The organism is Pantoea sp. RIT-PI-b (assembly GCF_001187905.1).
In the GTDB taxonomy this organism is placed as follows: Bacteria; Pseudomonadota; Gammaproteobacteria; order Enterobacterales; family Enterobacteriaceae; genus Pantoea; species Pantoea nemavictus.
Map to the genome: position 1 here is coordinate 60,836 of NZ_LGIS01000025.1, position 23,547 is coordinate 84,382.

Here is a 23,547-nt window from a genome sequence, read left to right on the forward strand (position 1 = left end):
CTTTGGAACCGGTTCCATTTAGCTTTTTTATTACGAATGGGATGTGGTCTTGCCCGGAGAAAAGTGATGAAACCAGAAATTATTGTTGTAACTGCCGCATACGGCGCGCAGAAAGTGGCGGAGCTGGGTGGCCAGGCCGCACTGCTGCCGCTGATTAAACAGGCGGGTGCGGATGGCGTGGAAATTCGCCGCGAGCTGTTCAGTGAAAATGAGCTCTGCCTGCTGCATGCGCTGGGCAATGCGATTTCTCAGCATCAGCTGAGCGCCAGCTATTCCGTGCCGGAAGCGCTGTGGTTGGATGATGGCGCACTGAACCCGCGTCTGGCGCAGTTCCTGCAGGAAGCTGAACACATCGGAGCCAAACGGCTGAAGCTGGCGCTGGGGCATTTTGTTGAACTGGATGCCAGCCCGCTGCTCGAGGTGTTGAACACGTCAAACGTCACGCTGGTGGTGGAAAACGATCAAACGCCGGACAGCAAACTGGCACCGATGCTGCGCTTCTTCCATCAAGCCTGCGATGCCGCGCTGCCGCTGGATATGACTTTCGATATGGGTAACTGGCAGTGGACCGGCGAAGACGGTTTACAGGCCGCCGCTCAGCTCAGCCGCTACGTCAGCTATATTCACGTTAAAACCGCAGTGCCGCACGGCAACACTTTCCGCGCTATCGCGCTGGATCAGGCCGACGAGAGCTGGCGTTCGCTGCTCAAGGCGCTGCCCGTCGATGCGCCACGCGGTATCGAATTCCCACTGGAAGGCGCCGATTTGCTGGCGGTCACTCGCCATTACGTTGACCTGCTGCGTGCAGCGTAAGGAGCCGAAAATGACGCAAAAAACGCTGGATGTGGTGACGATTGGTGAAGCGATGGCGATGTTTATCGCCCAGCAAACCGGCGATCTCGCCGCGGCTGAAGGTTTCGTCAAGCGCATTGCCGGTGCCGAGCTCAACGTGGCGATTGGCCTAGCGCGTCTCGGGTTGAATGTAGGTTGGGTCAGCCGCGTCGGTAACGACAGTTTTGGCCGCTTCACGCTACAACAGCTGGAAAAAGAGGGTGTCGATCACCGCTGTGTGACCACCGATGCCCAATATCGCACCGGCTTCCAGCTCAAATCACGCGTTGATGACGGCTCCGATCCAGAAGTGGAGTATTTCCGTAAAGGCTCAGCCGCCAGCCACTTGTCGCCGGCCGACTTTAACGACGATTACTTTGGCAACGCGCGCCACCTGCATCTGAGCGGCGTTGCTGCAGCGATCTCTGACAGCTCGCTGCAGCTGGCAAAGCACGCGGCGAAAGAGATGCGCGCGCGTGGCAAAACCATCTCCTTTGATCCCAATCTGCGCCCAGTGCTGTGGCGCAGCGAAGAGGAGATGCGTAAACAGCTGAATCATTTAGCGGAATATGCCGACTGGGTGCTGCCTGGTGAGAAAGAGGGTTTGATTCTCACCGGCTATCGTCAGCCAGAAGCGATTGCCGATTTCTACCTCGATAAGGGGGTGAAAGCGGTGGTGATTAAAACCGGCGGCGATGGCGCCTGGTACAAAACCGCCGACGGTGAGCAGGGCCAGGTGGCGCCGATTCATGTGGCAAACGTGGTCGATACCGTTGGTGCGGGCGATGGCTTTGCCGTTGGTCTTATCAGCGCCCTGCTGGAAGGAAAAACGCTGACGCAGGCGATTCTGCGCGGCAACAAAATCGGTTCGCTGGCGATTCAGGTTGCCGGCGACAGCGAAGGACTGCCTACGCGCGCGGCGCTGGGCGATTACTAAGCACGATTCCGTACTCAAAACCCTGGTCGCCATAAATGGCGACCCTACGAGGTCGGTGCGGTTTTGTAGGGTCGCCATTTATGGCGACCACCCGACGTCAGTGCGGTTTTGTAGGGTCGTCATTTATGGCGACCTCCTGACAAAGATTCAAAAATAGCTGTACCTACAACAACGATATTGCGAGGCGCATCCACAGAATGCGCCCACCTCAACCAGAGGAGTCACCCATGAAATCGCAGACAATCGCGCCAAAACGCTGGTGGTTTATCATGCCCATCGTGTTTATCACCTACAGTCTGGCGTATCTGGACCGGGCGAACTTCAGTTTCGCCTCTGCCGCAGGGATTAACGAAGATCTGGGTATCACCAAAGGCATGTCATCGCTGCTGGGCGCCCTGTTCTTCCTCGGCTACTTCTTCTTCCAGATCCCCGGCGCGCTGTATGCCGAGCGTCGTAGCGTTAAGAAGTTAATTTTCTGGTGCCTGATTTTATGGGGCGGCTGCGCCTCGCTGACCGGCGTGGTGAGTAACATCCCAATGCTGGCGGCGATTCGCTTTGTACTTGGCGTGGTGGAAGCGGCGGTGATGCCAGCGATGCTGATTTATATCAGTAACTGGTTTACCAAATCGGAGCGTTCGCGCGCCAATACTTTCCTAATCCTCGGTAATCCGGTCACGGTGCTGTGGATGTCGGTGGTTTCCGGCTATCTGATTGAATCCTTTGGCTGGCGCGAGATGTTTATCATTGAAGGCATCCCAGCAGTCATCTGGGCGGTGGCCTGGTGGTTCCTGGTGCAGGACAAACCTGCGCAGGCCAAATGGATGAGCGAAAGCGAGAAAGCGGCGCTGCAAGCGCAGCTGCAAAAAGAGCAGGAAGGCATCAAAGCGGTACGTAACTACGGTGAAGCGTTCCGTAATCGCAACGTCATCCTGCTGTGCCTGCAATATTTTGCCTGGAGCATCGGCGTGTACGGCTTTGTGCTGTGGTTGCCGTCCATTCTGCGCAACGGTTCGCAGATGGGCATGGTGGAAGCGGGCTGGCTGTCAGCGGTGCCGTATCTGGTGGCGACCATCGCAATGATCGTGGTGTCGTGGGCGTCCGATAAGACCCAGAACCGTAAACTGTTTGTCTGGCCGCTGCTGCTGATTGGCGCGCTGGCATTCCTCGGTTCGTATCTGGTCGGTTCCAGCAATTTCTGGCTGTCGTATACGCTGCTGGTGATTGCCGGTGGTGCGATGTATGCGCCGTACGGCCCGTTCTTCGCCATCATTCCTGAGATGTTGCCGCGCAACGTCGCCGGGGGTGCGATGGCACTGATTAACAGCATGGGCGCACTCGGATCCTTCATCGGATCGTGGATTGTAGGCTATCTTAATGGCGCGACCGGTTCGCCTGCCGCCTCCTACATTTTCATGGGTGCTGCGCTGCTGGCCTCGGTTTGGCTGACGTTGATTGTCAAACCGGCGCAGAACAAAACGCCGCCGCCCGTGCACGGGGCGAAGCACGCCTGAAAGCGTAAAAGATGAATTTTCGGGGCGACTGCGGTCGCCCACAACTCGTTCTACAGGGAGCAAAAGATGAAACCTGCTGTGATTCTGTATAAGAGCCTGCCAGATGACCTGCGCACCAAGCTGGATGCCCATTTTACCGTCACTGAAGTCAATGATATTTCTGCGGAAACTATCCAGCAGCACAAGACCCAATTCGAACAGGCGCAAGGTTTGCTTGGCTCAGGCGGCAAAGTGAATGGCGATCTGCTGGCAAAAATGCCCGCGCTGCGCGCCTGCTCCACCGTTTCGGTGGGTTACGATAACTTCGATGTCGAGGCACTGAATCAACGTAAGGTGTTGCTGATGCATACGCCAACCGTGCTGACCGAAACCGTTGCCGACACCATGATGGCGCTGGTGCTGAGTACCGCGCGGCGCGTAACCGAGCTGGATAAGTGGGTGAAAGCCGGCGAGTGGCAAGCGAGTATCGGCCCGGATCATTTCGGCATTGATGTGCACCACAAAACTCTCGGTATTCTCGGCATGGGCCGCATCGGTCTGGCGCTGGCGCAACGTGCGCATTTCGGCTTCGGCATGAACATTCTCTATAACGCACGTCGTCAGCATGAAGAGGCGGAAACCCGCTTCGGCGCGCGCGCCTGCGATCTCGAAACCCTGCTGAAAGAGAGTGATTTTGTCTGCATCAGCCTGCCGCTGACCGAACAGACGCACCATATGATTGGCGCAGCGCAGCTCAAGCTGATGAAGCCAAGCGCGATTCTGATTAACGCGGGCCGCGGTCCGGTTGTTGATGAGCAGGCGCTGACGGCCGCACTGAAAGACGGCACCATCCACGCCGCAGGGCTTGATGTATTCGAAGTTGAGCCGGTTCCCGCCGATGCCGAGATTTTGACGCTGCCAAACGTGGTGGCTCTGCCGCATATCGGTTCTGCCACGCATGAAACCCGTTATGGCATGGCGCGCGACGCGGTGGATAACCTGATCGCGGCGCTGAACGGCAACGTCGAGAAAAACTGCGTCAACCCGCAAATCCAGGGTTAAGCTTGCTGTTTTAGCCATTGCGCCTGCCAGCGGCGGGCGCTATGGTGGTTCCCCATTCGATTTCACAACGTTTTAACTTCCTATGTCCTTTTCTCAGTTCGGCGACAAATTTACTCAAAATTCCGGCATCTCACGTCTGATGGAAGACATGGGTGAAGGCCTGCGCACGCCTGGCACCATCATGCTGGGTGGCGGCAATCCGGCGCAAATCCCGGCAATGAACGACTATTTCCACCAGCTGCTGCTGCAGATGCATCAGGATGGAAAACTCAGCGAAGCGCTGTGCAATTACGACGGTCCGCGCGGCAAGGCGCTGCTGCTGGATGCACTGGCAAAGATGCTGCGTGAGGAACTTGGCTGGCCATTGACCGCACAAAACATCGCGCTGACTAACGGCAGCCAGAGCGCGTTTTTCTATCTGTTCAACCTGTTTGCTGGACGTCGCGCCGATGGCAGCAAAAAGCGCGTGCTGTTCCCGCTGGCGCCAGAATATCTTGGCTACGCGGATGCCGGACTGGAAGAAGATCTGTTTGTCTCCGCGAAGCCCAACATTGAGCTGCTGCCTGAAGGCCAGTTCAAATATCACGTCGATTTCGATCATCTGCCGCTGAATGATGATATCGGCCTGATCTGCGTGTCGCGCCCCACCAACCCGACCGGTAACGTGATCACCGATGACGAACTGCTGCAGCTCGATGCGCTGGCACAGCAGCACGGCGTACCTCTGCTGATCGATAACGCTTACGGTGTCCCTTTCCCGGGCATTATCTTTAGCGAAGCGCGACCGCTGTGGAACCCGAATACCATTCTGTGTATGAGCCTGTCGAAACTCGGTTTGCCTGGCGCACGTTGCGGCATTATCGTCGCCGATGAGAGCACAATTACGGCTATTGGCAACATGAATGGCATCATCAGCCTTGCGCCAGGCAGCATTGGCCCGGCGATGGCCAATGAGATGATCGGGCGCGGCGATTTATTGCGTTTGTCAGAAGAGGTGATTAAGCCGTTTTATCAGGCTAAAGTCAGCGAGACGATTGCGATTCTTCGCCGCTATTTATCGGAAGATCGCTGCCTGATTCACAAACCCGAAGGGGCGATTTTCCTCTGGCTGTGGTTCCGCGATCTGCCGATCAGCACCGAAACGCTTTATCAGCGCCTGAAAGCGCGCGGCGTGTTAATGGTGCCAGGCCACTTCTTCTTCCCCGGCCTGGAACATGAATGGCCGCACACCCATCAATGCATGCGCATGAACTACGTGCCGGATGCCGAAAAAATTGAGCGCGCGGTGCAGATTCTGGCAGAAGAACTGGAAGGCGCGTTTACGAATTAACCAGGGTGCCATGAATGGCACCCCTACGGTTGTTTAGTAGGGGCGCCATTTATGGCGACCGCTGCATTACGTCGCTGGCAGCGACAGCTGGCACCACTGCGCCAGCTGCTGAATCGCCTGATCCACTTCAGCATTCCAGCCAAAACCGGCATTCAGTCGGAAACAGTGATCGTAACGGTGATCGGTGGCGAAGATGTGTCCCGGCGCGATACCGATGCCGGCGTTGCGCGCTTTGAGAAACAGCGCGCGTACATTCAACGCGCCCAATGGCATTTCCACCCATAACACATATCCCCCTTCGGGATCGGACACGCGCGTGCCCGGCGGGAAGTAGCGCAGCACCGCCTGGCGCATATGCTGGATTTGATTCTTCAGCTCGCGCCGCAGCTTGCGCAAATGGGCGTCGTAGCCGCCGCTGCGCAGCAGTTCGGCTATTGCCGCCTGCGATAGCACGGACGTCCCCATGCTGGTGGTGTATTTCAGCGAGGCGATTTTGCGCATGTAGTTGCTGCTGTGCACCCAGCCGATACGTATGCCGGGCGCGACCGTTTTTGAGAAGCCGCTGCACAAAATGGCATTGGGGCTAAAGGCGCGCATCGGGAACGGGCGGCGCTCGCCAAACGCAGTATCGCCGAAGATATCATCCTCGATGATCACCACATCATTCTCATCGGCCTGGCGCGCGATATAGGCTTTCTGTTCGTTGGGAATGCTTTTGCCAAGCGGGTTGTTGATGTTGTTGATGGTCAGATAGGCCTGCACCGCTTTGCGCTGAAACAGCGCCGTCAGCTTCTCCACATTGACGTAGCCCGCCGGGCCCGCCTCCACTTCAATCACCCGCAGATTGAGGTTATGCAGCATCTGCAGCAGCACAAAATAGCAGGGTGATTCCACCGCCACGATGTCGCCGGGCCGCGTGGTCGCACGCAGCGCCAGCGAAATCGCCTCGATGCAGCCGTTGGTGATCAGGATGTCATCGGCATTGATATTGCAGCCATAATCCACCGCCCGGCGGGCAATTTCCGTTTTCAGCGGCATATAGCCGGTGCCTTTAACGGTGTTGCCCAGCAGCGCCGGTTTGCTATAGCCCATCTGGCGCATCAGCAAGCCGATCTTCTTCACCGGATAAAGCGAAATATCACCGTTGGCCAGATCGAGCCTGACGCGGCAATCCGAACCAAGCATCGCCAGATGCAGCTCAGTTTGCTCGTCGAGCGGCGCGACTTCGCGCGCTTGCTCAGCGATCGCCACGGGAAAAACGTTATCCGCCTTACGCGGCGCGACAAAAAAGCCGGACTTGGGGCGCGCCACCGCGTAGTGCTCATCCTCAAGCGTGCGTAATGTTTTGAGCGCGGTGGTCATGCTGACGCTGTACTGCGTCGCCAGCGTGCGCACCGAAGGTAGACGACTGTCGGGCGGCAGCGAACCGCTGTGAATGGCTTGTTTTATCTGCTCTGCGATTTGACGGTAACGACTGCCCTGTTCCGTTTCACCCGCCATCTGTTCCACCCTATTTCGTGCTGATCTGTGCGTTTTCACCAGATTACATTCAAAGTACTTTAGGCTGCATCAGTTAATTGTTAGCTCAGCGCAGGCGTTGCCGTTGCGCTTCCCAGTGAAAAATTCATTCCGTAGCACCTTCGTGGCCCATTTCCCGACTGTTACCGTCAGCACGGCAATAGCGATTTTATTAGCCAAAGGATGAAGTGAAAAATGAATAATCTTTCCACCATGATGAGAGACATTGAAGGATATCTCACCCCCACGATTATCGATTCAGCTCAGCACTGCGCACGCCGTTTACTTGCCGCCCTCCCCGATGCCGCACAGCCGGAAAATAACCGCGTGCTGCTGGCCTACGGCGGCGGCAAAGACAGCAGCTACATGGTGGCATATGTCCGCTACATTCAGGGACTGATCTGGCAACAGCACGGCAGCACCTTTCAACTGCGCATCAGCACTAACCGCCATGCGGCGATGAACGACAGCGTGATGGAGAATATCGATCGCGTGTATCGCGCATTGCATATCTTTGAAGATGATTTCACCGAATGTCTGGTGACCGATGGCCTGCAAATCCGCCACTTCGATCGCCATCTACCCATGCCGGACAGCGTGCGCCAGCAGAATCGCAACGATGTGCTGATGAATGGCCACCGCTTCCGCGCCGATGCCCGCTCCACCTTTTGTAATGCCTGTAACCTCAGCATGGTGAACTCGTTTGGCCTGGCGGCGCATTACGACGGCGGCGTTGATGTGATCATCACCGGCGATTCGCCGCAGGAACAAACCGCTTATCTCGCCTGGGCGCGCCATCTTTCGCGTCTGTTTGCCGCGCCGGTGGCGGATAAATCGCGCGGCTTTAGCGGCTTTTTGCAGACGCTGGATGGCGTGGCCGAGCGCTACTTCGCCGATATTTACGGCGCCGATCAGGTGACGCCCGCGCACCGCATTACCTGGCAACTGGCACGCGATCCACTGTTCTTCAACATCTATCAGGACACCGCCTATGAAGCCGGTGCGCACTGGGCGCTGCTGACTGAATTTATGCATTTCCGCTTTGATGAACTGATGTTCAGCTTTTCCGAATCGGACTGCGGTAACCCAACGTTAATGGCACATATTCGCGGTCTGCGTGCGGAGACGCTGCTGCAGCGTAACTACGCCGAAGGCATTCGCGAATATGTGCGCTTTGCGCTTGGGCTGATGGTGAAAAAGGATTTCCCGCCGCAGCTGATCGATGAGATGGCGGCACGTTATCAGGACGATGAGGCGATTAAGCGCGCCCGCCAGCGCGCGGCGCACTTCGCCGAGCAGGCATTTGGTCTGAATGAAACCCAGCTGATTTGCATGATCTATTCGCCGTTTATCGCCGAAGGACAGCAGCTGAAAAACTGGCTTCAGCAGTTGGTCGATGGGCCGGATGAAGCTGCGGTGCGCGCGCTGTTGCGCGGTGAAAGCGACGATCGGTTACTGGCACAGCAGCTTGAGCAACTTTCTGGTTTGACCGTCGCGCAGATGCGCCACTGCTGGCGCAGCGCACAGGTGAGTTCACTGCTGGACGATCGGCGCGGCGATGCACTCTCACGCGTGCTGCGTTTTGATCCGCACAAAGCAGTGATTCAGGTGAATAACGGCGTGATGCACGACGTCGTCACTGAAGTGATCTCCGGGCGTTAACCCGGTAAGGCAACGCGATGAGAAAGATTTTCCTGCAGATCGGCGCCACTCGCGACGGACAAAATCCGTACTGTGCGGTGGCCAAACGCGACGGCTATTTTACCGTGCTGGCGGAAATGGGCGATTTCGTCGATTACCAATCGCTAAGCATTGCGTTGCCGTTCGATCTGATTGTGCGGCTCGATCGCCCGGAAAATCCGTGGGATGTGCTGCAAGCCTGTTTGCATGCCGGGCTGATGGAACATCCTCATGTGGTGCTGGCGGGTTTTGAAGCTTACAACGCCAGCGCCGGTCGCGTGCGCGAGCTGCTGGCGGGACCCGATGCCGGGGCGAGCTTTATTCCACCGGATAAGTACGCACAGCGCATGGCGTTGCGCAAAGCCTGGCAACGCTTCCCACAGCCGGAGTTTCGTTTCTTCGCTTCGCCGCTCAGCATCCGCGACGCGCGTGATGCCTTGCTTTATCCCTGCGTGATCAAGCCGGTTGACGGCGGTGGCGGTCTGGGTATCTGGCTGGTCAAAGAAGCCCGCCAGCTGGATGCGGTGATTGGCAAGCTGGTCGATACCATGAACTACGGCGGGCGCGGCTTCAGCGGCTTTATCGTCGAGAGTTGGCTGGCCGGCGATGAGTATTCGCTGCAAGGCGTGGCGGCGGACGGCCATGCGCTGGCGCTGACCTGCTGCCAAAAGGTGATCGAACATCACACCGATGCCGACGGCTGCGTCAGTTTTTACGAGTCCGGCCATGTGGCGGTCGCGGCGCAGCAGCTGCCTGCCAGCTTCTCCAGCCTGATGAGTTTCTGCTGCGAAACCTTTGGCTATCGTCAGGGCGCATTTCACATCGACTTTATTGTAGTGAATGGCGAACCGCACTTTCTCGAAATGGGCTTCCGCCTTTCGGGCATGGGCGTGGTGAATCTGGTGCAGGAAGTGACCGGCATCAACTGGGCTGAAGTGGCGTTTCACATCGAAGCCGGTCACGGCATGCCGCCGCTGCATTTCCCGCCGCAGCCGCTCGCGGTGGGCCGGGTACGCCTGCGCCAGCGCCAGCAGTATGACGCGGCAGAACGCTGGATCGCGCAGCATCAGCGCGGTCAGCTGTTGCCGCCGCTCAATCTGCCCACGCTGGCCGTTTCACCGCGCTCTTCTCTCTATGCAGATTTAACCCGTCACGCCGGAATTCTGGCGACCTTACGCCTTGCGGCCGCGAACCGCGACGAGATTCTGGCGGTATTTCATCAGATTCTTGAGGTCTCATCGCTCACCACCAAGAGGGATTTACTATGTGCAGAATGATTGTGGCGCACGGCCAATTTGACGCCGCCGCAGTGCTGGATGCAGCCCGCGCCATGAGCTGTGGAGAAACCGCCACCCATGAAGGGCCGATCAAACAGCATCCCAACGGCTGGGGTTGTTTATGGCTGGAGCAAGGACACATTCGCACGCTGCACGGCACCGGCACCTTCGCCGATGCGCTGCCGACCATCGATGTTGACCGCCTGCGCGGTCGTTTTCTGGCGGTGCATGTGCGCCACGCTACGCTGAGCAAAAATCACGGTATCGAATTTTCCCACCCGCTGTGGCGCACCAGCGGCGCAACCCAGTGGTACATGATGCATAACGGGTTTTTGCCCACCGTCTACCAGCAGCTGGGCATGGCGGAGTCGCACTTTGATTCTGCCGAATACCTCGAATACATGGTAGATCGCGCCACGCCCGCGGATTTTACCCGCGATTATCTGCGCAACAAGATGGCGCAGGTGGCGCCGGGCGGCAGCTCTGCCAACGCGATTTTTGTCACCCGCGATAAAGCCTGGGCATGGCAATGGCATCCCGACGATACGCCCTATCCCACCTATTTCACGCTGCACCGTTTCCAGAATGACAACACGACGTTTATCTCTTCTGAACCCATTTCAACACTAGGCACGGCGTCTGAATGGCGTCGCATGAGCAACCATGAACTTCATGAATTTCCTTTAGGGGAGTGATCAACATGGCTATTTTCAATCAGATACGCATTATCAATCCTGACATGTTTGTGGAAAGCACCTGGCTGGATGACATCGTGACGGCGCGCGTGCCGCTGCTGGTTTTACGCAACTTTCTGACGCCACAGGTGCGGGAAGCCGTGGTCGACGATTTGCAGCAGTGCCGCGAACAGGTCCGCGTATCGCACTATCCAAACGGTGCGTTGACCACGCTCGGCCCCTATCTGGCAAAGCATACTGCCGCCCCCGAAAACTACTTCACCGAACTGCGCGATATTCAGTCGGCGCTGCCGCCGTCGCTGCACTGCCTGCGCGATCAAATCTATAACTGGGTGAAGCACGCGCTGCGCCTGGAGAGTCTGCAAACCGCCAGCGAACCCGATCTGGGCGATTACGCCGGTTCGATTGTGCGCTTCCACGCCAACGGGGTCGCCAATCCCCTGCATAACGACAACATCGTGCGCGATGCCGCCGGCAGCGGATTGACGGTGACTAACATCTTGCATCAGCTGAGCTGCGTAGTGTGTTTGCAGGAGTGCAATGCAGGTGGCGAGCTGCGCATCTTCAATAAGCAGTGGCAGCCGGTAGATGAACGTTTCAAAACGCCGGGCGAACTGGGTTATCAAAGCGGCGTCATCGCGCACAGCGAGGTGTGTGAGTTCTCACCGCGCAGTGGCGATATCTATCTGTTTAACCCGGCTTTTTATCACGAAATTGATCGCGTGGAAGGCGACACGCGCATCACCATGGGCTTCTTCTTTGGCCTGACCGACAAAAAAATGAAACACGCCATCGCCTGGAGCTAACGCCAGGTTTTTAGACGAGGAGACGAGCATGAATACCTACGAAAAAATTACTGCGCTGCTGGATCAGCATCAGGCGCGCTATCGCGTGGTGGAACATGAAGCTATCGGCCAAACCGACCTGATCAGCGAAATTCGCGGCAACGATCTCAATCAGGCGGCCAAGGCGATGGTGCTGGAAGTGACGATGCCGGATGGTGCCGATGCGCGTTACCTGCTGGCGATTGTGCCAGGCGACTGCAAGATCAACTTCAAAAGCGCCGCGCGCGCTATTGGCGGCAAGAAGTCGAGCTTTGCACCGCCCGAGAAAGCGCAGGAGTTAACGCAGTGCGTGATGGGGGCGGTGCCGCCGTTTAGTTTTGATGATCGGCTGGCGCTGCGTGTCGATACGCGGCTGCGCGATGTCGGCACGCTGTGGTTCAACGCCGGCGCCTTAGATCGCTCCGTTGCGTTGCAGGTGGATGATTTTTTTCAGGTTGTCGGTGATGAATGTTGTGCCGAGATCGCGACACCGGTGACGGCAACCGCCTGATCGCGGCAGTAAGGAATCTGTATGTCAGTCAAAGATATGTTGTTAGCCCTGCTGGTTGTGGTGGCGTGGGGCGTGAATTTCGTGGTGATCAAGCTGGGTTTGCAGGACATGCCGCCTTTCTTGCTGGCGGGGCTGCGTTTTAGCCTAGTGGCGTTTCCGGCGATCTTGTTTGTTAAACGTCCGGCAATTCCGCTGCGCTGGCTGGTGGTCTACGGCATGACCATCAGCTTCGGGCAGTTCGCCTTTCTGTTCCTTGCCATCAAACTCGGCATGCCGGCGGGACTGGCGTCGCTGGTGCTGCAGGCGCAGGCATTTTTCACCCTGCTGCTTGGCGCGCTGTTCCTGGCGGAGAAGCTGCGCTGGAATCACATCGTCGGCATTTTAGTGGCGACGCTCGGCATGTTTATGCTGGCGACCGCCGGCATGGAAGGGCAAACCACGGCGGGCATAACGCTGACCACCATGATGCTGACGCTGGCCGCGGCGCTGTCGTGGGGGCTTGGCAACATCACCAATAAAATCATTTTGCGTAACCGCAAGGTGCCGGTGATGTCGCTGGTAGTGTGGAGTGCGCTGGTGCCGGTAGTGCCGTTCTTTGCCTGCTCATGGCTATTTGATGGCGAAGCATCGATTATTACCAGCCTGCTGAACATCTCGCTGCAAACGGTGCTGGCGCTGATCTATCTCGCCTTTATCGCCACCATTGTGGGCTACGCGATCTGGGGCAATTTGCTCAGTCGCTACGAAACCTGGCGCGTGGCACCGCTGTCGCTGCTTGTACCGGTGGTGGGCATCCTCAGCGCAGCGTTGATTCTCGGCGAGACCTTGTCGATCCAGCAGATGATCGGTGTGGCGGTGATCATTCTGGGTCTGCTGGTGAATGTGTTTGGTGGCATGGTCAGTCAGCGCTTATTGGTGCGAACCTGACGTTTATCACACACATAAAAAAACGCCGCGTTATGCGGCGTTTTTCGTCAACTCAGCAGCCTGATTACAGGATTTCGATACGGCGCGGTTTCGCCTCTTCCGGGACGATGCGTACCAGATCGATGCTCAGCAGACCATTTTCCAGACGCGCATCGCGCACGGTGATGTGATCGGCCAGCTGGAATTTACGCTCAAAGTTGCGCTCGGCAATGCCCTGATACAGATACTTGCGCTCCGGCTGCTCTTCCGGGTGCGCACCACGTACCACCAGCACGTTATCGTGTGAGGTGATATCTAATTCGCTCTGGGCAAAGCCCGCGACGGCAATCGTGATGCGGTAGAAGTTCTCATCCACCAGCTCAACGTTATAGGGAGGATAGCCCCCATTAGCCTGGTTCTGATTGGTCTCAAGCAGGTTAATCAAGCGATCAAAACCGATGGCAGAACGATAAAGTGGAGAGAGATCAAAATTACGCATAATAAGACTCCTGATAATCAGCAAGTTTAGGCAACCTTCCACCATGGACAGGTTGTTCAGCCCGCTGCTGTCCCTTCCGGCAACAGCAGCGTGACCGTTCCTTAAAAGTGGGTGCAGCCTGGTCGCTTTCAAGGGCCAATGCGTATTTTTTACAGCAATTCTGACGATATGGCATACACTCAGGGAACCATTCTCCTGAGATCCAAGACAAGGTCATAGAGCTTTGCGAAACGTCAGGTGACACACTCCAGCCAGGGCCATGCCATGACTGAAGGGATGATGATAATGAAGATGATGAAACGCTTTCCACTCACAGCTGTGCTGATTTGCAGCGCCTTTGCTTCTTCGGGCTGCTCCAGCGTGATGTCTCATACGGGCGCCAGTCAGGGCTACTATCCCGGTACGCGCGCCAGTGCAGAGATGCTAACGGATGACAAAACCAGTTGGGCAATTAAGCCGCTGGCCCTGATCGATTTACCCTTTTCAGCGGTGATGGATACCGTGCTGCTGCCGTGGGACTATTTCCGTTCCGATGACGACAAGAGCAAGGATTCCATCCACGAGCGTGTGATGCAGAGCGAAAAATTGGCCGGCACCCAAGCCAGCCTGGCGACCGCAGCCTCTACTCCGGTAACATCGCACTGACGCAAAACAGCTGGCGCCAACCGTCAACCTCCCGCATATAAGCGATCTGCTCACCATCCGGCGACCACACCACCGCATCACTGGATGGCGCGCGATCGCTGCGTGGCGTCAAGCGCGTACAGTGTCCCGTCGTCACTTCACAACGCATCACACTGTTATCGCAAATAAATGCGATGGCGCTGCCATTCGGCTGCCAGCTAAAAGCAGACTGGATGCTGCTTGCCAGCTGGGTTATCTGACGCGGCTGACCGCCATTGGGTGAAACCGTCCACAACTGAACGATGCCGTGCTCATCCGCCAGCAAAAAGGCGATGGCGCTGCCATCCGCTGAGGCACGCAGCCAATGGCGCGGCTGCAGCGCCAGCCCTTTGGTGTGCGTGACGCGCCGCTGCTGCACGCCGGCTGGTGGCGCAGGTAGTTTATCGGGCGTGCCCTGCAATGGTGATGCACCCGCCTTCGCGTAATCTGCGAGCGCTGCTGGCAGATCCACGACAAACACCTCAGGTACTTTTTCGCCGTTCGCATCGCGCGTATCGCCAATAAAGGCAATAGCCCAGCGCTGCCAGCTGCCGTCGGCTCTCTGGTAGCCTTGATTACCTATCCAGCACTCTTCATAGGCGCGGTCGATCTGGTCACTGCCCGGCTGCGGATCGCGCTGCGTCTGGCTGACCAGCACGCAATAGTGGCTGCCCTCATATTCACGCGGATGCTGTTTGGGCGGACACACCGGATGCAGCGGCACCGCCACGCCGACATTGCGCAGGTCATCACGCGCATCCTTTTCATGCATTACGTGATCGTTATAGGTAAAACTCAGGCGCGAACCATCCGGACTGAAGACGTGCACATGCGATCCCCCGCGCAGCGCGCCGGGCGTATAAGGCGCGGTGATATCACAGGCGTCGAGATTTTCGGCAATGCCCTGCTGCACAATCACGCCGCGACGATGATGAAAATCGTAGCGCCAATGCGCGTCCGGATGTTCCGGCCCGTGAATGCAGACGTAACGCGACGGCAGATCCGGGCTAACGGTGACCACGCCAACGTGTGCGCCATCGCGCGCCTGATACAGCACTTCAACAGCGCCGCTTGTCACGTTAACGCGCTCAATGGTCAGGCTGGTAAAGGAGGCGCCGGATGGCCGCACATCAAACGCCAGCCATTGGCTATCGCCGGTCCAGACGTTGATATTGGTCAGCTGATGATGGCGCTGGGCAAAGGTGAGTTGTTTTTCTGACATGAGGCAACCTTACATCTGACAGTTGCCGGATAAATTACGTGATTTGCTAGTGGGATGCGAATAAACCCGGTCGTCATTATCGTGCGGTTATTAGCCAGGTCGCCATAAATGGCGACCCTACAGCAAGGTTTGTAGGGTGCGCATTCATGCGCACCTGGTTGGATTAACCCACGCGTTTTACATCACCGACCAGCAGGATATACGACAGCGCACCGATCAGCGCCACCGCCGAGATGTACACCAGCGCAGGGGCAAAGCCGTAATCCTGCGCCAGATAGCCGACGACCAGCGGCACGGTAATGCCGCCCAGGCCACCAACAAAGTTGAACATGCCGCCGGTCAAACCAATCAGACGCACCGGCGCCAGCGATGACACCAGCGACCAGGTGATCGAGGCGAAACCGTTGCCGAAGAAGGCGATGGCCATCAACGTCATGATCCAAATAGGGTCGTTCGTGTAGTTAGCGCCCATGATGCAGGTGGAGATCAGCAAACCACAGATGATCGGCGTTTTACGGGCAAAGCCAAGCGAACGGCCGCTGCGCACCAGACGATCGGCGACGATGCCCGACAGAATCACGCCCACAAACGCCGCGAGGAATGGCACGGTGGTCATAAAGCCGGCGGTCAGCGCCGCGATGTGTTTTTCCTGCGTCAGATAGTTCGGGAACCAGGTCAGGAAGAACCATAGCGTGGAGGTCACGGCGAACTGGCCGAGATAGACGCCGCACAGCTTGCGATGGAACACCAGTTTCCAGTCGGCGGCGGTGAGTTTGGTGCGGGTTTTCTTCTCGCTCGGCGCATCACCATCGACCATCGCACCGCCTTCGCGGATGTAATCCAACTCGGCTTTATTGATGCCTTTGCTCTGGCTCGGTGCCTGATAGAACTTAATCCAGATCAGCGACCAGATGATGCCGATACCGCCGGTGATGATGAAGACCCAGTGCCAGCTCAGCAGTTCCTGAATCCAGATCAGCAGCGGCGTCAGGAAAGCCAGGCCGACAAACTGGCCGGAGGTATAGAAACCAACCGCAGAAGCGCGTTCCTGCTCCGGGAACCAGCTGGTCACCAGGCGGTTGTTGGTGGGGAACGCGGGCGCTTCGAATATACCAGTAATGGCACGCAGGCCAATTAAGGATAATAAGCCCGTCGCGAAACCCTGAAATAGCGTTGCGACCGACCAGCCAAAGATGGCAATAAAATAGGTTACGCGAGAACCGACGCGATCAAGGAACCAGCCGCCGGGAATCTGACATAACGTATATAGCCAGGCAAAGGCAGAAAATACATAGCCCATTTGCGCTTTAGTAATACCGAACTCCTCCTGAATATGGGCAGAAGCGACGGCTAAATTTGCGCGGTCAACATAACAAATCACCACCGTAATAAATATCATCAGCAGCGTGATATAACGACGGCGCGTCGGTTTGGCTTGCACAGCAGAGAGATCCATGGTGTTTCTCCGTCATCGGGTTTGCCGTAAAGGCGCGACAAAGCACGCCCCGACAAACTCAGGGTAGTGGTAACAAAGGTAAATCCGCCGAGGCGGTAAATAAGCTGTGCCGGGAAAAAGGCTGAGTGAAGCCCTATGCCCTATTTCACCGGCATATAATCATTTAGATTTAATTAAATTTAACACCCTAAATAATTCGAGCTACAGAAAGGCGGCAAGCGAATGAATCCCCGGGAGCTTACACCATGACTGGGGTGAATAAACGCAGCCAACGCATCTGTAGCTTGAAGTATGACGGGTATTTACCATTCAGCAACGCTGCCATCTGGAAAACGCCACAGCGGATTGCGCCAGTCAGGTGCATTTTTACTACGCTCGATCACCAGCTCTTCATTTATTTCCACGCCGAGGCCCGGTTTATTTAACGGATAGAAATGACCGTCATCCATTTTGAAATCGTCTTTATTAATCACGTAATCGAGCAGTTCGGCGCCCTGATTGTAGTGAATGCCCATGCTCTGTTCCTGGAACACCGCGTTGCGTGACACGAAGTCAACGTGCAGGCAAGCCGCCAATGCGATCGGGCCGAGCGGACAGTGCGGTGCCAGCGCGACATCATAGGATTCAGCCATCGCCGCTATCTTGTAGCACTCGGTGATACCGCCGGCATGCGACAGATCCGGCTGCAGAATCGCTAAACCGCCCGCTTCCAGCACGCGTTTAAACTCAAAGCGCGAGAACATGCGTTCACCAGCGGCAATCGGAATGTGGGTTTGCGCGGCCAGGCGCGGATAATATTCCGCTTGCTCCGCCAGCACCGGCTCTTCAATAAACAGCGGGCGATACGGTTCCAGCTCTTTAATCAGCACTTTCGCCATTGGCGCGCTGACGCGGCCGTGGAAATCAAGGCCAAACTCAATCTCTTTACCGAAGGCTTCGCGAATCTGCGCCACGGTATTCACCGCATCGTCGACTTTACGGGCGTTATCAATAATGCCCATCTCTTCGCAGCCGTTGAGTTTAAAGGTATCAAAACCGATGGTGCGCAACTTCTTGATGCCATCAATGACGTCGGCCGGACGATCGCCGCCTACCCAGCTGTAAGCTTTAATGCTGTCGCGCACTAAACCACCCAGCAGTTGATAAACCGGTACGCCCAACGCTTTGCCTTTAATATCCCACAATGCTTGATCGATACCGGCGATAGCGCTCATCAGAATCGGGCCACCGCGATAGAAGCCACCGCGATACATCACCTGCCATAAGTCGTTGATGCGCGCCGGATCCTGACCAATCAGATATTCAGACAGCTCATGCACCGCCGCTTCCACGCTGCGGGCGCGGCCTTCAATCACCGGTTCGCCCCAGCCAACGATGCCTTCGTCGGTTTCGATTTTCAGGAACATCCAGCGCGGCGGCAGGCGGTAAGTGGTCAGTTTGGTAATTTTCATCGTACAGCATCCTTATAAGCAGCAATAAATGCGCGAGCCTGTTCCACAGTGCGCGACAGCGGTTGTCCGGCGCGATAGAGATCGCTGCCCAAACCGGCGCCAATGCAACCTGCGGCCATAAATTCGTGCAGGTTTTCCGGCGTCACGCCGCCCACAGCAAACACCGGCACCTCCGGCGGCAGCACCGCTTTCAATGCTTTGATGTAGCCCGGACCAAAGGCCGACGATGGGAAAATTTTCAGCGCCTGCGCGCCGGCCTGTAAGGCGGTGAACGCTTCGGTGGCGGTGGCGCAACCCGCGGCGACGATCATGCCTTTGGAAACCGCCTGGCGAATCACTGCAGCATCGGTGTTGGGCGTGACGACTAATTTGCTGTTCAGCGTCGCCAGCTCATCGACCTGCGCCGGATTGAGCACGGTGCCGGCGCCAATCAGTGCTTTATCGCCGAAGGTTTTCACCATCGCGCCAATACTTTTCGCCCATTCCGGCGAGTTAAGCGGGATCTCAATCGCATCGAAACCCGCGTCGATCAGTGCTCCAACGTGCGCTTCCGCTTCGTCCGGCGTGATACCGCGCAAAATGGCGATCAGCGGGATTTTAGTTTGCCAGGTCATTCGCAATACTCCTTATTCCGTGCTGGAAAGCGCTATCGCCTGCCAGCGTGACTGAATCAAGGCCGATAAAGTGCAGCGCCTGTTGATAACGTTGCGCCAGCGCGCTACCGGCAATAATGGTGATCGGTTGGCGTGTTACGTCAGCCCGTTGCGTCATCAGCGCCACTTCGTGACCAATCAATAAGCCTGAAAGGAAGTCGCTGATATGACGGCGATCGCGCGCGCCGAGCACGTGTGAAGCGCGTACTTCAAACAGGCGCGACAGAATCGAGGTATCGTTGCATCCCACCTGCAAACCGTCATGGAAAGCGGCGGTGTTCTCTTCCTGTTGAGGTAAACCGGCACCAATCAGCGATTGTTTGAGCAGCAGATGATGCAGTTCGCCGGTCATCACGGTGCGGAAATCCAGCACGCGATCCTGCTCTATCTGCACCCATTTGGCGTGCGTGCCGGGCATCACGTAGAGCGGTGCGGGTTGCAATGCCAGCGCACCAAGCAGCTGCGTCTCTTCACCGCGCATAACGTTGTAGTTGTCGTCACGTTCGACGCTCAATCCCGGCACAATCCACGCTTTATCCTCAACGCGCGTTAGGCGACCCGCCAGCTCGCCCAGCGCCACCGGACAGGAAAGATAGGGCACCGACAGCCAGCCCGCATTGCTGCCCACCATGCCCGCCATCACCACCGGCACCTCATTGACGGGCCAGCCGTCGGTGACGCTGGCAAACACCTCGGCTGGCGTGCGATCGCCAAGGCGCGTGACACCGGCTTCCGAACGGCGCTCATCTACGCAGGTAGCGCCCTGATAATGCCAGGCGCGCAGATTGGTTGAGCCCCAATCAATCGCAATATAGCTGGTCACATAATCTCCTTGAGTCGCGCCGTTGAGCTGGCAATCATCGCTTTGGCGGCCTGTTCAGCCGCATCGCCATCCTGATGACGAATGGCATCGAATAACGCTTTATGTTCGGCTAAGGTGCGCGGCATGTTGCCTTCATCGGCCATATAGGTTTGCGCGAACACCGCTTTTTGCAGCTGGCTGATCGCCACGTTGAGCTGTTGCAGCACCGGGTTATGCACCGAATCCAGTACCGCTTCGTGATAGCGGATATCCGCTTCGTTAAAGGCTTCACGATCGAGGTGATTGGCCACCATTTCGTTATAGGCCAACTCAATCGCCGCCAGATCGGTTGAAGTCGCGCGCTCAGCTGACCAGCGCGCAATCTGCGGCTCCACCAGCACACGCACTTCGTTCATCGCCGCAATCAGACGCGGGTCCTGATCGTGCGCCAGCGCCCACTGCAACACATCGCTATCCAAATAGTTCCACTGGTTACGTGGCGTGACGAAGGCACCGCGATAGCGCTTCATCTCCATCAAGCGTTTGGCCATCAGTGAGCGAAACACTTCACGGATAATGTTGCGTGAGGTGCCAAAGCGTTCGCACAGTTCAGCTTCGGCGGGCAGCGCCGCGCCTGGCACAAACTTGCCGGCCACAATCTCTTCACCCAGCGTCAGGATGATGCGCTCTGTTTTGCTTAATTGTTCTTGCGTCATGATGTTCCATTCAGTGAAAGGCGATAACGCATCAGATTACTGCTTTCGCTCAGTGAAGCCCAACGACCGCCTGAGTCCGTGCCGCAGATTGTAGTACCATTTAGTAAAGTTGTACTACAATCTGGATCACAAAATAGACAATCCATGCACCGAGGTGCGAGGGGGAGAATCAGGGGGAATAGCAGCGGACAGCAGAGCGCTGCCCGCAAAGGAGATTTACAGCACCAGCTCTTCAATAGCGTGCGCGACGCCATCTTCCATGTTGGTTTTGGTAATGAACTGCGCGATTTTCTTCACCGAATCAATGGCATTTCCCATTGCAACGCCGGTACCGGCGTACTCAATCATGGCTAAATCATTTTCCTGATCGCCAATCGCCATCACTTCTTCACGCGCCAGACCCAGCTTATCCGCCAGCATTTTTACCCCTTGTCCTTTATTCACGCGTGAATCGAGGATTTCGAGGTAATAAGGTGCGCTTTTGAGAATGGTGTAGTTGTCACGCGCCTGTTGCGGCAAGCGCTGAATGGCGGAATCCAGCAGATCCGGCTTATCGATCATCATCAGCTTAGGGAAGCGCGTGGCGCGATCCATCTCTTCCACAGAACGATAGCGCACCGGAATACCGGTCAGGCTCGCTTCATGGATGGTGAATTCACTGAGATCTTTATTCGGCGTGTAGAGGAAGGATTTATCGAAAGCCTGGAAGTGAACGCCAAGGTCGCGCGCCAGCTGTTCGATATAACGATAATCGTCGAAACCCAGGGTAATTTCGGCAACACATTCGCCATCGTTAGCACGATGTACCAGCGCACCGTTATAACTGATGCAGTATTGGCCTTCATCAACCAGATTCAGTTCCATCAGATAGCGCTGAATGCCGACGTACGGACGACCGGTGGTAAGTACCACCATTACGCCTTTTTTATGTGCGCGTTCAATCGCCGATTTAACGGCGGGCGTAATCTCGTGCTGCGGATTGAGCAGCGTGCCGTCCATATCGATTGCAACCAGTTTTATTGCCATAACATCCTCGTTGAGTCAGGGTTTTGATCAATGCTAGCGCGATTCAGCTCACATTGACCAGTTTCGCGCCCGACTTCAGATTTTTCCCCACGCAAATAAAAAAGGCCATCACTCCTGTGATGGCCTTGAATACAGGGCGTTAAAGGATGACCTTAGTGGCTCATCGCGTCCTTTTTCATGCCCATTTCCTCTTTCTTCATGGCATCTTTCTTCATGCCCATCGCATCTTTGTGCATGCCATCTTTCTTCATGCCCATTGCGTCTTTGTGCATGCCGTCTTTCTTCATGCCCATTGCATCTTTGTGCATGCTGTCTTTCTTCATACCCATTTCATCTTTTTTCATCGCATCTTTGCCCATGGTATCCGCAGCATAGGCGGTAGACAGAGTCATCATTGAAGCGATAAAGGTTGCTACGATTGCGTTTTTCATAGGGTGTTTCCTTATAGTTTTACGAGTATCAATGGTGTTGGCGCAATAAGGCACCGGATCAAGGGATCAGCTTCCGCCGAACCAGTTGTAGCCTTCGTCTTCCCAGTAACCACCGGAATAACGATTGGTTATTTCAATCACCTGAATATGCTTCGGATTTTTATATCCCAGCTTGGTGGGAATACGGATTTTCATCGGATAACCATATTTGGGCGGGAGTATTCGCCCATCCCAGCTCAATGCCATCAGGGTTTGTGGATGCAGCGCCGAGGCCATATCGATGCTGGTGTAGTAATCGTCCGCACATTTAAAGCTGACATATTTGGCCGACGTATCGGCACCAATCACCCTGAGAAAGTCGCCGAAACGCACGCCCCCCCAGCGGCCAATTTCACTCCAGCCTTCCACACAGATATGGCGCGTAATCTGATCAACCTGTTGCATGTTGTAGAGCTCAGCTAGCGACCAACTGCGTTTATCACTCACTAGCCCGGCAATCTCCAGACGCCACCGATCGCCGTTGACCTGGGGAATATCTTCTTCGCCGTAAAAGGCGTTAAACGGAAATGAGGGCGCGATGCGATCGGCGCTGTATTCCGGAGAAAGATGGGCAGGATTAAACAGCCAGCTCTGCACGCGATCGTTAAAGCGGGAGAATCTGTTCAGCACGCTATCGATGTCGGGTTTATCACTGAGATCGCAGCCCGTCAGCATTACTACGCCGCCGAGCGTTAACCCCTGGCGTAAAAATCGGCGGCGTGAGGCGGAATCCAGCTTTCGCGCCAGTAGCTGCTGCGCTTCTTTAACCAGGGCATCCGCATCACCGGGAGCAATATCGACCTTTAATTTTTTCATCTCGCTCTCCTTAGCGTCCACGCAACATGGCAAGCAGGGTTTTTGGCACCAGCGCGACCATCAGCAGATGCACCATGACAAAGCCCACCAGCGCGGCCATCGCGTAAAAGTGGATGTAACGTGCCGCATCATAGCCGCCGAGGAGATCGCGTAACACGCCAAACTGCACCGATTTCCACAACACCAGCCCTGACAGCACCAACAGCAGGCAGTCCAGCATCACAAACAGATAAGCCGCACGCTGGATGTGGTTGTAGTGACGCAGACCCGCATGCGCCAGCTTGCCTTTCAGCGCGCAGCTGGCATCGTGCAGCAATCCCCGCAGACTTAGCGGTAGAAATTTCTTCCTGAAGCGTCCAGTAACGACATTCATCGTGAGGTACAGCACGCCATTCCCGGCAAAAATCCACATCGCGGCGAAGTGCCATTGCAGGGCGCCACCTAGCCAGCCACCGAGGGTAATTTCACCCGGAAAATAAAAGCTAAAAAGTGGCGAGGCGTTATAAATGCGCCATCCGCTCAACGTCATGATCACTATGGCCACCGCATTCACCCAGTGACACAACCGCAACCATGCTGGATGAACCACAAGTGAGCGTTCAGGCTTTTCATCCCTCTGCATTTCCATCCGTTTCTGACCCTGCTGTTTAACGTCTGAATGCTATGGTGCCGAATTGTTGTTCACCGAAGCCTCACGAGGAGTTAAACAAAA

At 56.2% G+C, this 23,547-nt stretch carries 24 protein-coding genes; 12 read left to right on the forward strand and 12 right to left on the reverse strand.

Annotated features, from left to right (window positions below; translation table 11 throughout):
• The first annotated feature begins 66 nt into the window (after nt 1-66).
• The 5 genes from AC790_RS15765 (at nt 67) to AC790_RS15785 (ending at nt 5,650) form a co-directional block, all read left to right on the forward strand.
• A complete protein-coding gene (locus tag AC790_RS15765; protein WP_049852382.1) occupies nt 67-813 on the forward strand; it encodes a sugar phosphate isomerase/epimerase in 747 nt (248 codons plus the stop codon).
• Between the two features lie 10 nt (nt 814-823).
• On the forward strand, nt 824-1,768 hold the full coding sequence (locus tag AC790_RS15770; protein WP_049852383.1) for a sugar kinase: 945 nt from the start codon (nt 824-826) through the stop codon (nt 1,766-1,768).
• Between the two features lie 227 nt (nt 1,769-1,995).
• Nucleotides 1,996-3,279, forward strand: coding sequence for an MFS transporter (locus AC790_RS15775; RefSeq protein ID WP_049852384.1), 1,284 nt, complete (start codon nt 1,996-1,998; stop codon nt 3,277-3,279).
• 66 nt (nt 3,280-3,345) lie between these two features.
• Nucleotides 3,346-4,320, forward strand: coding sequence for a glyoxylate/hydroxypyruvate reductase GhrB (gene ghrB, locus AC790_RS15780; protein WP_049852385.1), 975 nt, complete (start codon nt 3,346-3,348; stop codon nt 4,318-4,320).
• Nucleotides 4,321-4,402: 82 nt separating this feature from the next.
• A complete protein-coding gene (locus AC790_RS15785; protein ID WP_049852386.1) occupies nt 4,403-5,650 on the forward strand; it encodes a valine--pyruvate transaminase in 1,248 nt (415 codons plus the stop codon).
• Nucleotides 5,651-5,716: 66 nt separating this feature from the next.
• Here the strand turns inward: AC790_RS15785 and AC790_RS15790 are convergent, their stop codons facing one another.
• The gene (locus tag AC790_RS15790) at nt 5,717-7,150 is read right to left on the reverse strand and encodes a PLP-dependent aminotransferase family protein (protein WP_049852387.1); all 1,434 of its coding nucleotides are present in this window, start codon (nt 7,148-7,150) and stop codon (nt 5,717-5,719) included.
• A gap of 213 nt (nt 7,151-7,363) precedes the next feature.
• Here AC790_RS15790 and AC790_RS15795 point away from each other — a divergent pair, with 213 nt between their 5' ends.
• From AC790_RS15795 to AC790_RS15820, 6 genes are read left to right on the forward strand one after another with little or no spacing between them, the layout of a single operon-like run.
• The gene (locus tag AC790_RS15795; RefSeq protein WP_049852388.1) at nt 7,364-8,830 is read left to right on the forward strand and encodes a hypothetical protein; all 1,467 of its coding nucleotides are present in this window, start codon (nt 7,364-7,366) and stop codon (nt 8,828-8,830) included.
• A 17-nt stretch (nt 8,831-8,847) separates the two neighbouring features.
• Entirely contained in the window at nt 8,848-10,125 is a 1,278-nt protein-coding gene (locus AC790_RS15800) for an acetyl-CoA carboxylase biotin carboxylase subunit family protein (RefSeq protein ID WP_049852389.1), read from the forward strand.
• Nucleotides 10,113-10,820 (forward strand): class II glutamine amidotransferase, encoded by a 708-nt coding sequence (locus AC790_RS15805; protein WP_049852390.1) that lies wholly within the window; start codon nt 10,113-10,115, stop codon nt 10,818-10,820. The genes AC790_RS15800 and AC790_RS15805 overlap by 13 nt, the downstream gene beginning before the upstream one ends.
• A 5-nt stretch (nt 10,821-10,825) precedes the next feature.
• The gene (locus AC790_RS15810; RefSeq protein ID WP_049852422.1) at nt 10,826-11,626 is read left to right on the forward strand and encodes a 2OG-Fe(II) oxygenase; all 801 of its coding nucleotides are present in this window, start codon (nt 10,826-10,828) and stop codon (nt 11,624-11,626) included.
• A gap of 28 nt (nt 11,627-11,654) precedes the next feature.
• Nucleotides 11,655-12,155 (forward strand): YbaK/EbsC family protein, encoded by a 501-nt coding sequence (locus tag AC790_RS15815; RefSeq protein ID WP_049852391.1) that lies wholly within the window; start codon nt 11,655-11,657, stop codon nt 12,153-12,155.
• Between the two features lie 21 nt (nt 12,156-12,176).
• Nucleotides 12,177-13,082: an EamA family transporter gene (locus tag AC790_RS15820; protein ID WP_049852392.1), complete on the forward strand. Its 906-nt coding sequence runs from the start codon at nt 12,177-12,179 to the stop codon at nt 13,080-13,082.
• A gap of 64 nt (nt 13,083-13,146) precedes the next feature.
• On the opposite strand, the gene ibpA is transcribed toward AC790_RS15820, so the two are convergent.
• Complete coding sequence (gene ibpA, locus AC790_RS15825; protein WP_049852393.1) at nt 13,147-13,560, reverse strand: small heat shock chaperone IbpA; 414 nt, start codon at nt 13,558-13,560, stop codon at nt 13,147-13,149.
• A 285-nt stretch (nt 13,561-13,845) separates the two neighbouring features.
• Between ibpA and AC790_RS15830 the strand changes: the two genes are divergently transcribed.
• Nucleotides 13,846-14,205, forward strand: coding sequence for a YceK/YidQ family lipoprotein (locus tag AC790_RS15830; protein WP_036622144.1), 360 nt, complete (start codon nt 13,846-13,848; stop codon nt 14,203-14,205).
• Here AC790_RS15830 and AC790_RS15835 read toward each other — a convergent pair.
• The 10 genes from AC790_RS15835 to AC790_RS15880 form a co-directional block, all read right to left on the reverse strand.
• A complete protein-coding gene (locus AC790_RS15835; RefSeq protein ID WP_049852394.1) occupies nt 14,183-15,445 on the reverse strand; it encodes a DUF3748 domain-containing protein in 1,263 nt (420 codons plus the stop codon). The two genes, AC790_RS15830 and AC790_RS15835, sit on opposite strands and share 23 nt — an antisense overlap.
• A 163-nt stretch (nt 15,446-15,608) precedes the next feature.
• On the reverse strand, nt 15,609-16,901 hold the full coding sequence (locus tag AC790_RS15840; RefSeq protein WP_007893525.1) for an MFS transporter: 1,293 nt from the start codon (nt 16,899-16,901) through the stop codon (nt 15,609-15,611).
• Between the two features lie 302 nt (nt 16,902-17,203).
• Nucleotides 17,204-18,352 (reverse strand): galactonate dehydratase, encoded by a 1,149-nt coding sequence (dgoD, locus tag AC790_RS15845; protein ID WP_007893527.1) that lies wholly within the window; start codon nt 18,350-18,352, stop codon nt 17,204-17,206.
• Nucleotides 18,349-18,966: a 2-dehydro-3-deoxy-6-phosphogalactonate aldolase gene (locus AC790_RS15850; protein ID WP_049852395.1), complete on the reverse strand. Its 618-nt coding sequence runs from the start codon at nt 18,964-18,966 to the stop codon at nt 18,349-18,351. Before AC790_RS15850 ends, dgoD begins: the two co-directional genes overlap by 4 nt.
• Nucleotides 18,950-19,828 carry a 2-dehydro-3-deoxygalactonokinase gene (locus AC790_RS15855; protein ID WP_049852396.1) on the reverse strand — a complete coding sequence of 293 codons (879 nt, stop codon included), beginning with the start codon at nt 19,826-19,828 and terminating at the stop codon, nt 18,950-18,952. The genes AC790_RS15850 and AC790_RS15855 overlap by 17 nt, the downstream gene beginning before the upstream one ends.
• Entirely contained in the window at nt 19,825-20,523 is a 699-nt protein-coding gene (locus AC790_RS15860) for a FadR/GntR family transcriptional regulator (protein ID WP_007893539.1), read from the reverse strand. Before AC790_RS15860 ends, AC790_RS15855 begins: the two co-directional genes overlap by 4 nt.
• A 216-nt stretch (nt 20,524-20,739) precedes the next feature.
• The gene (gene yidA, locus AC790_RS15865; RefSeq protein ID WP_049852397.1) at nt 20,740-21,549 is read right to left on the reverse strand and encodes a sugar-phosphatase; all 810 of its coding nucleotides are present in this window, start codon (nt 21,547-21,549) and stop codon (nt 20,740-20,742) included.
• Between the two features lie 152 nt (nt 21,550-21,701).
• Nucleotides 21,702-21,980, reverse strand: a complete 279-nt coding sequence (locus AC790_RS15870) for a pentapeptide MXKDX repeat protein (protein WP_049852398.1) — start codon at nt 21,978-21,980, stop codon at nt 21,702-21,704.
• A gap of 66 nt (nt 21,981-22,046) precedes the next feature.
• Entirely contained in the window at nt 22,047-22,835 is a 789-nt protein-coding gene (locus AC790_RS15875; protein ID WP_049852399.1) for a molybdopterin-dependent oxidoreductase, read from the reverse strand.
• A gap of 10 nt (nt 22,836-22,845) precedes the next feature.
• Nucleotides 22,846-23,457 carry a cytochrome b/b6 domain-containing protein gene (locus AC790_RS15880; protein ID WP_049852423.1) on the reverse strand — a complete coding sequence of 204 codons (612 nt, stop codon included), beginning with the start codon at nt 23,455-23,457 and terminating at the stop codon, nt 22,846-22,848.
• Nucleotides 23,458-23,547: the final 90 nt, after the last annotated feature.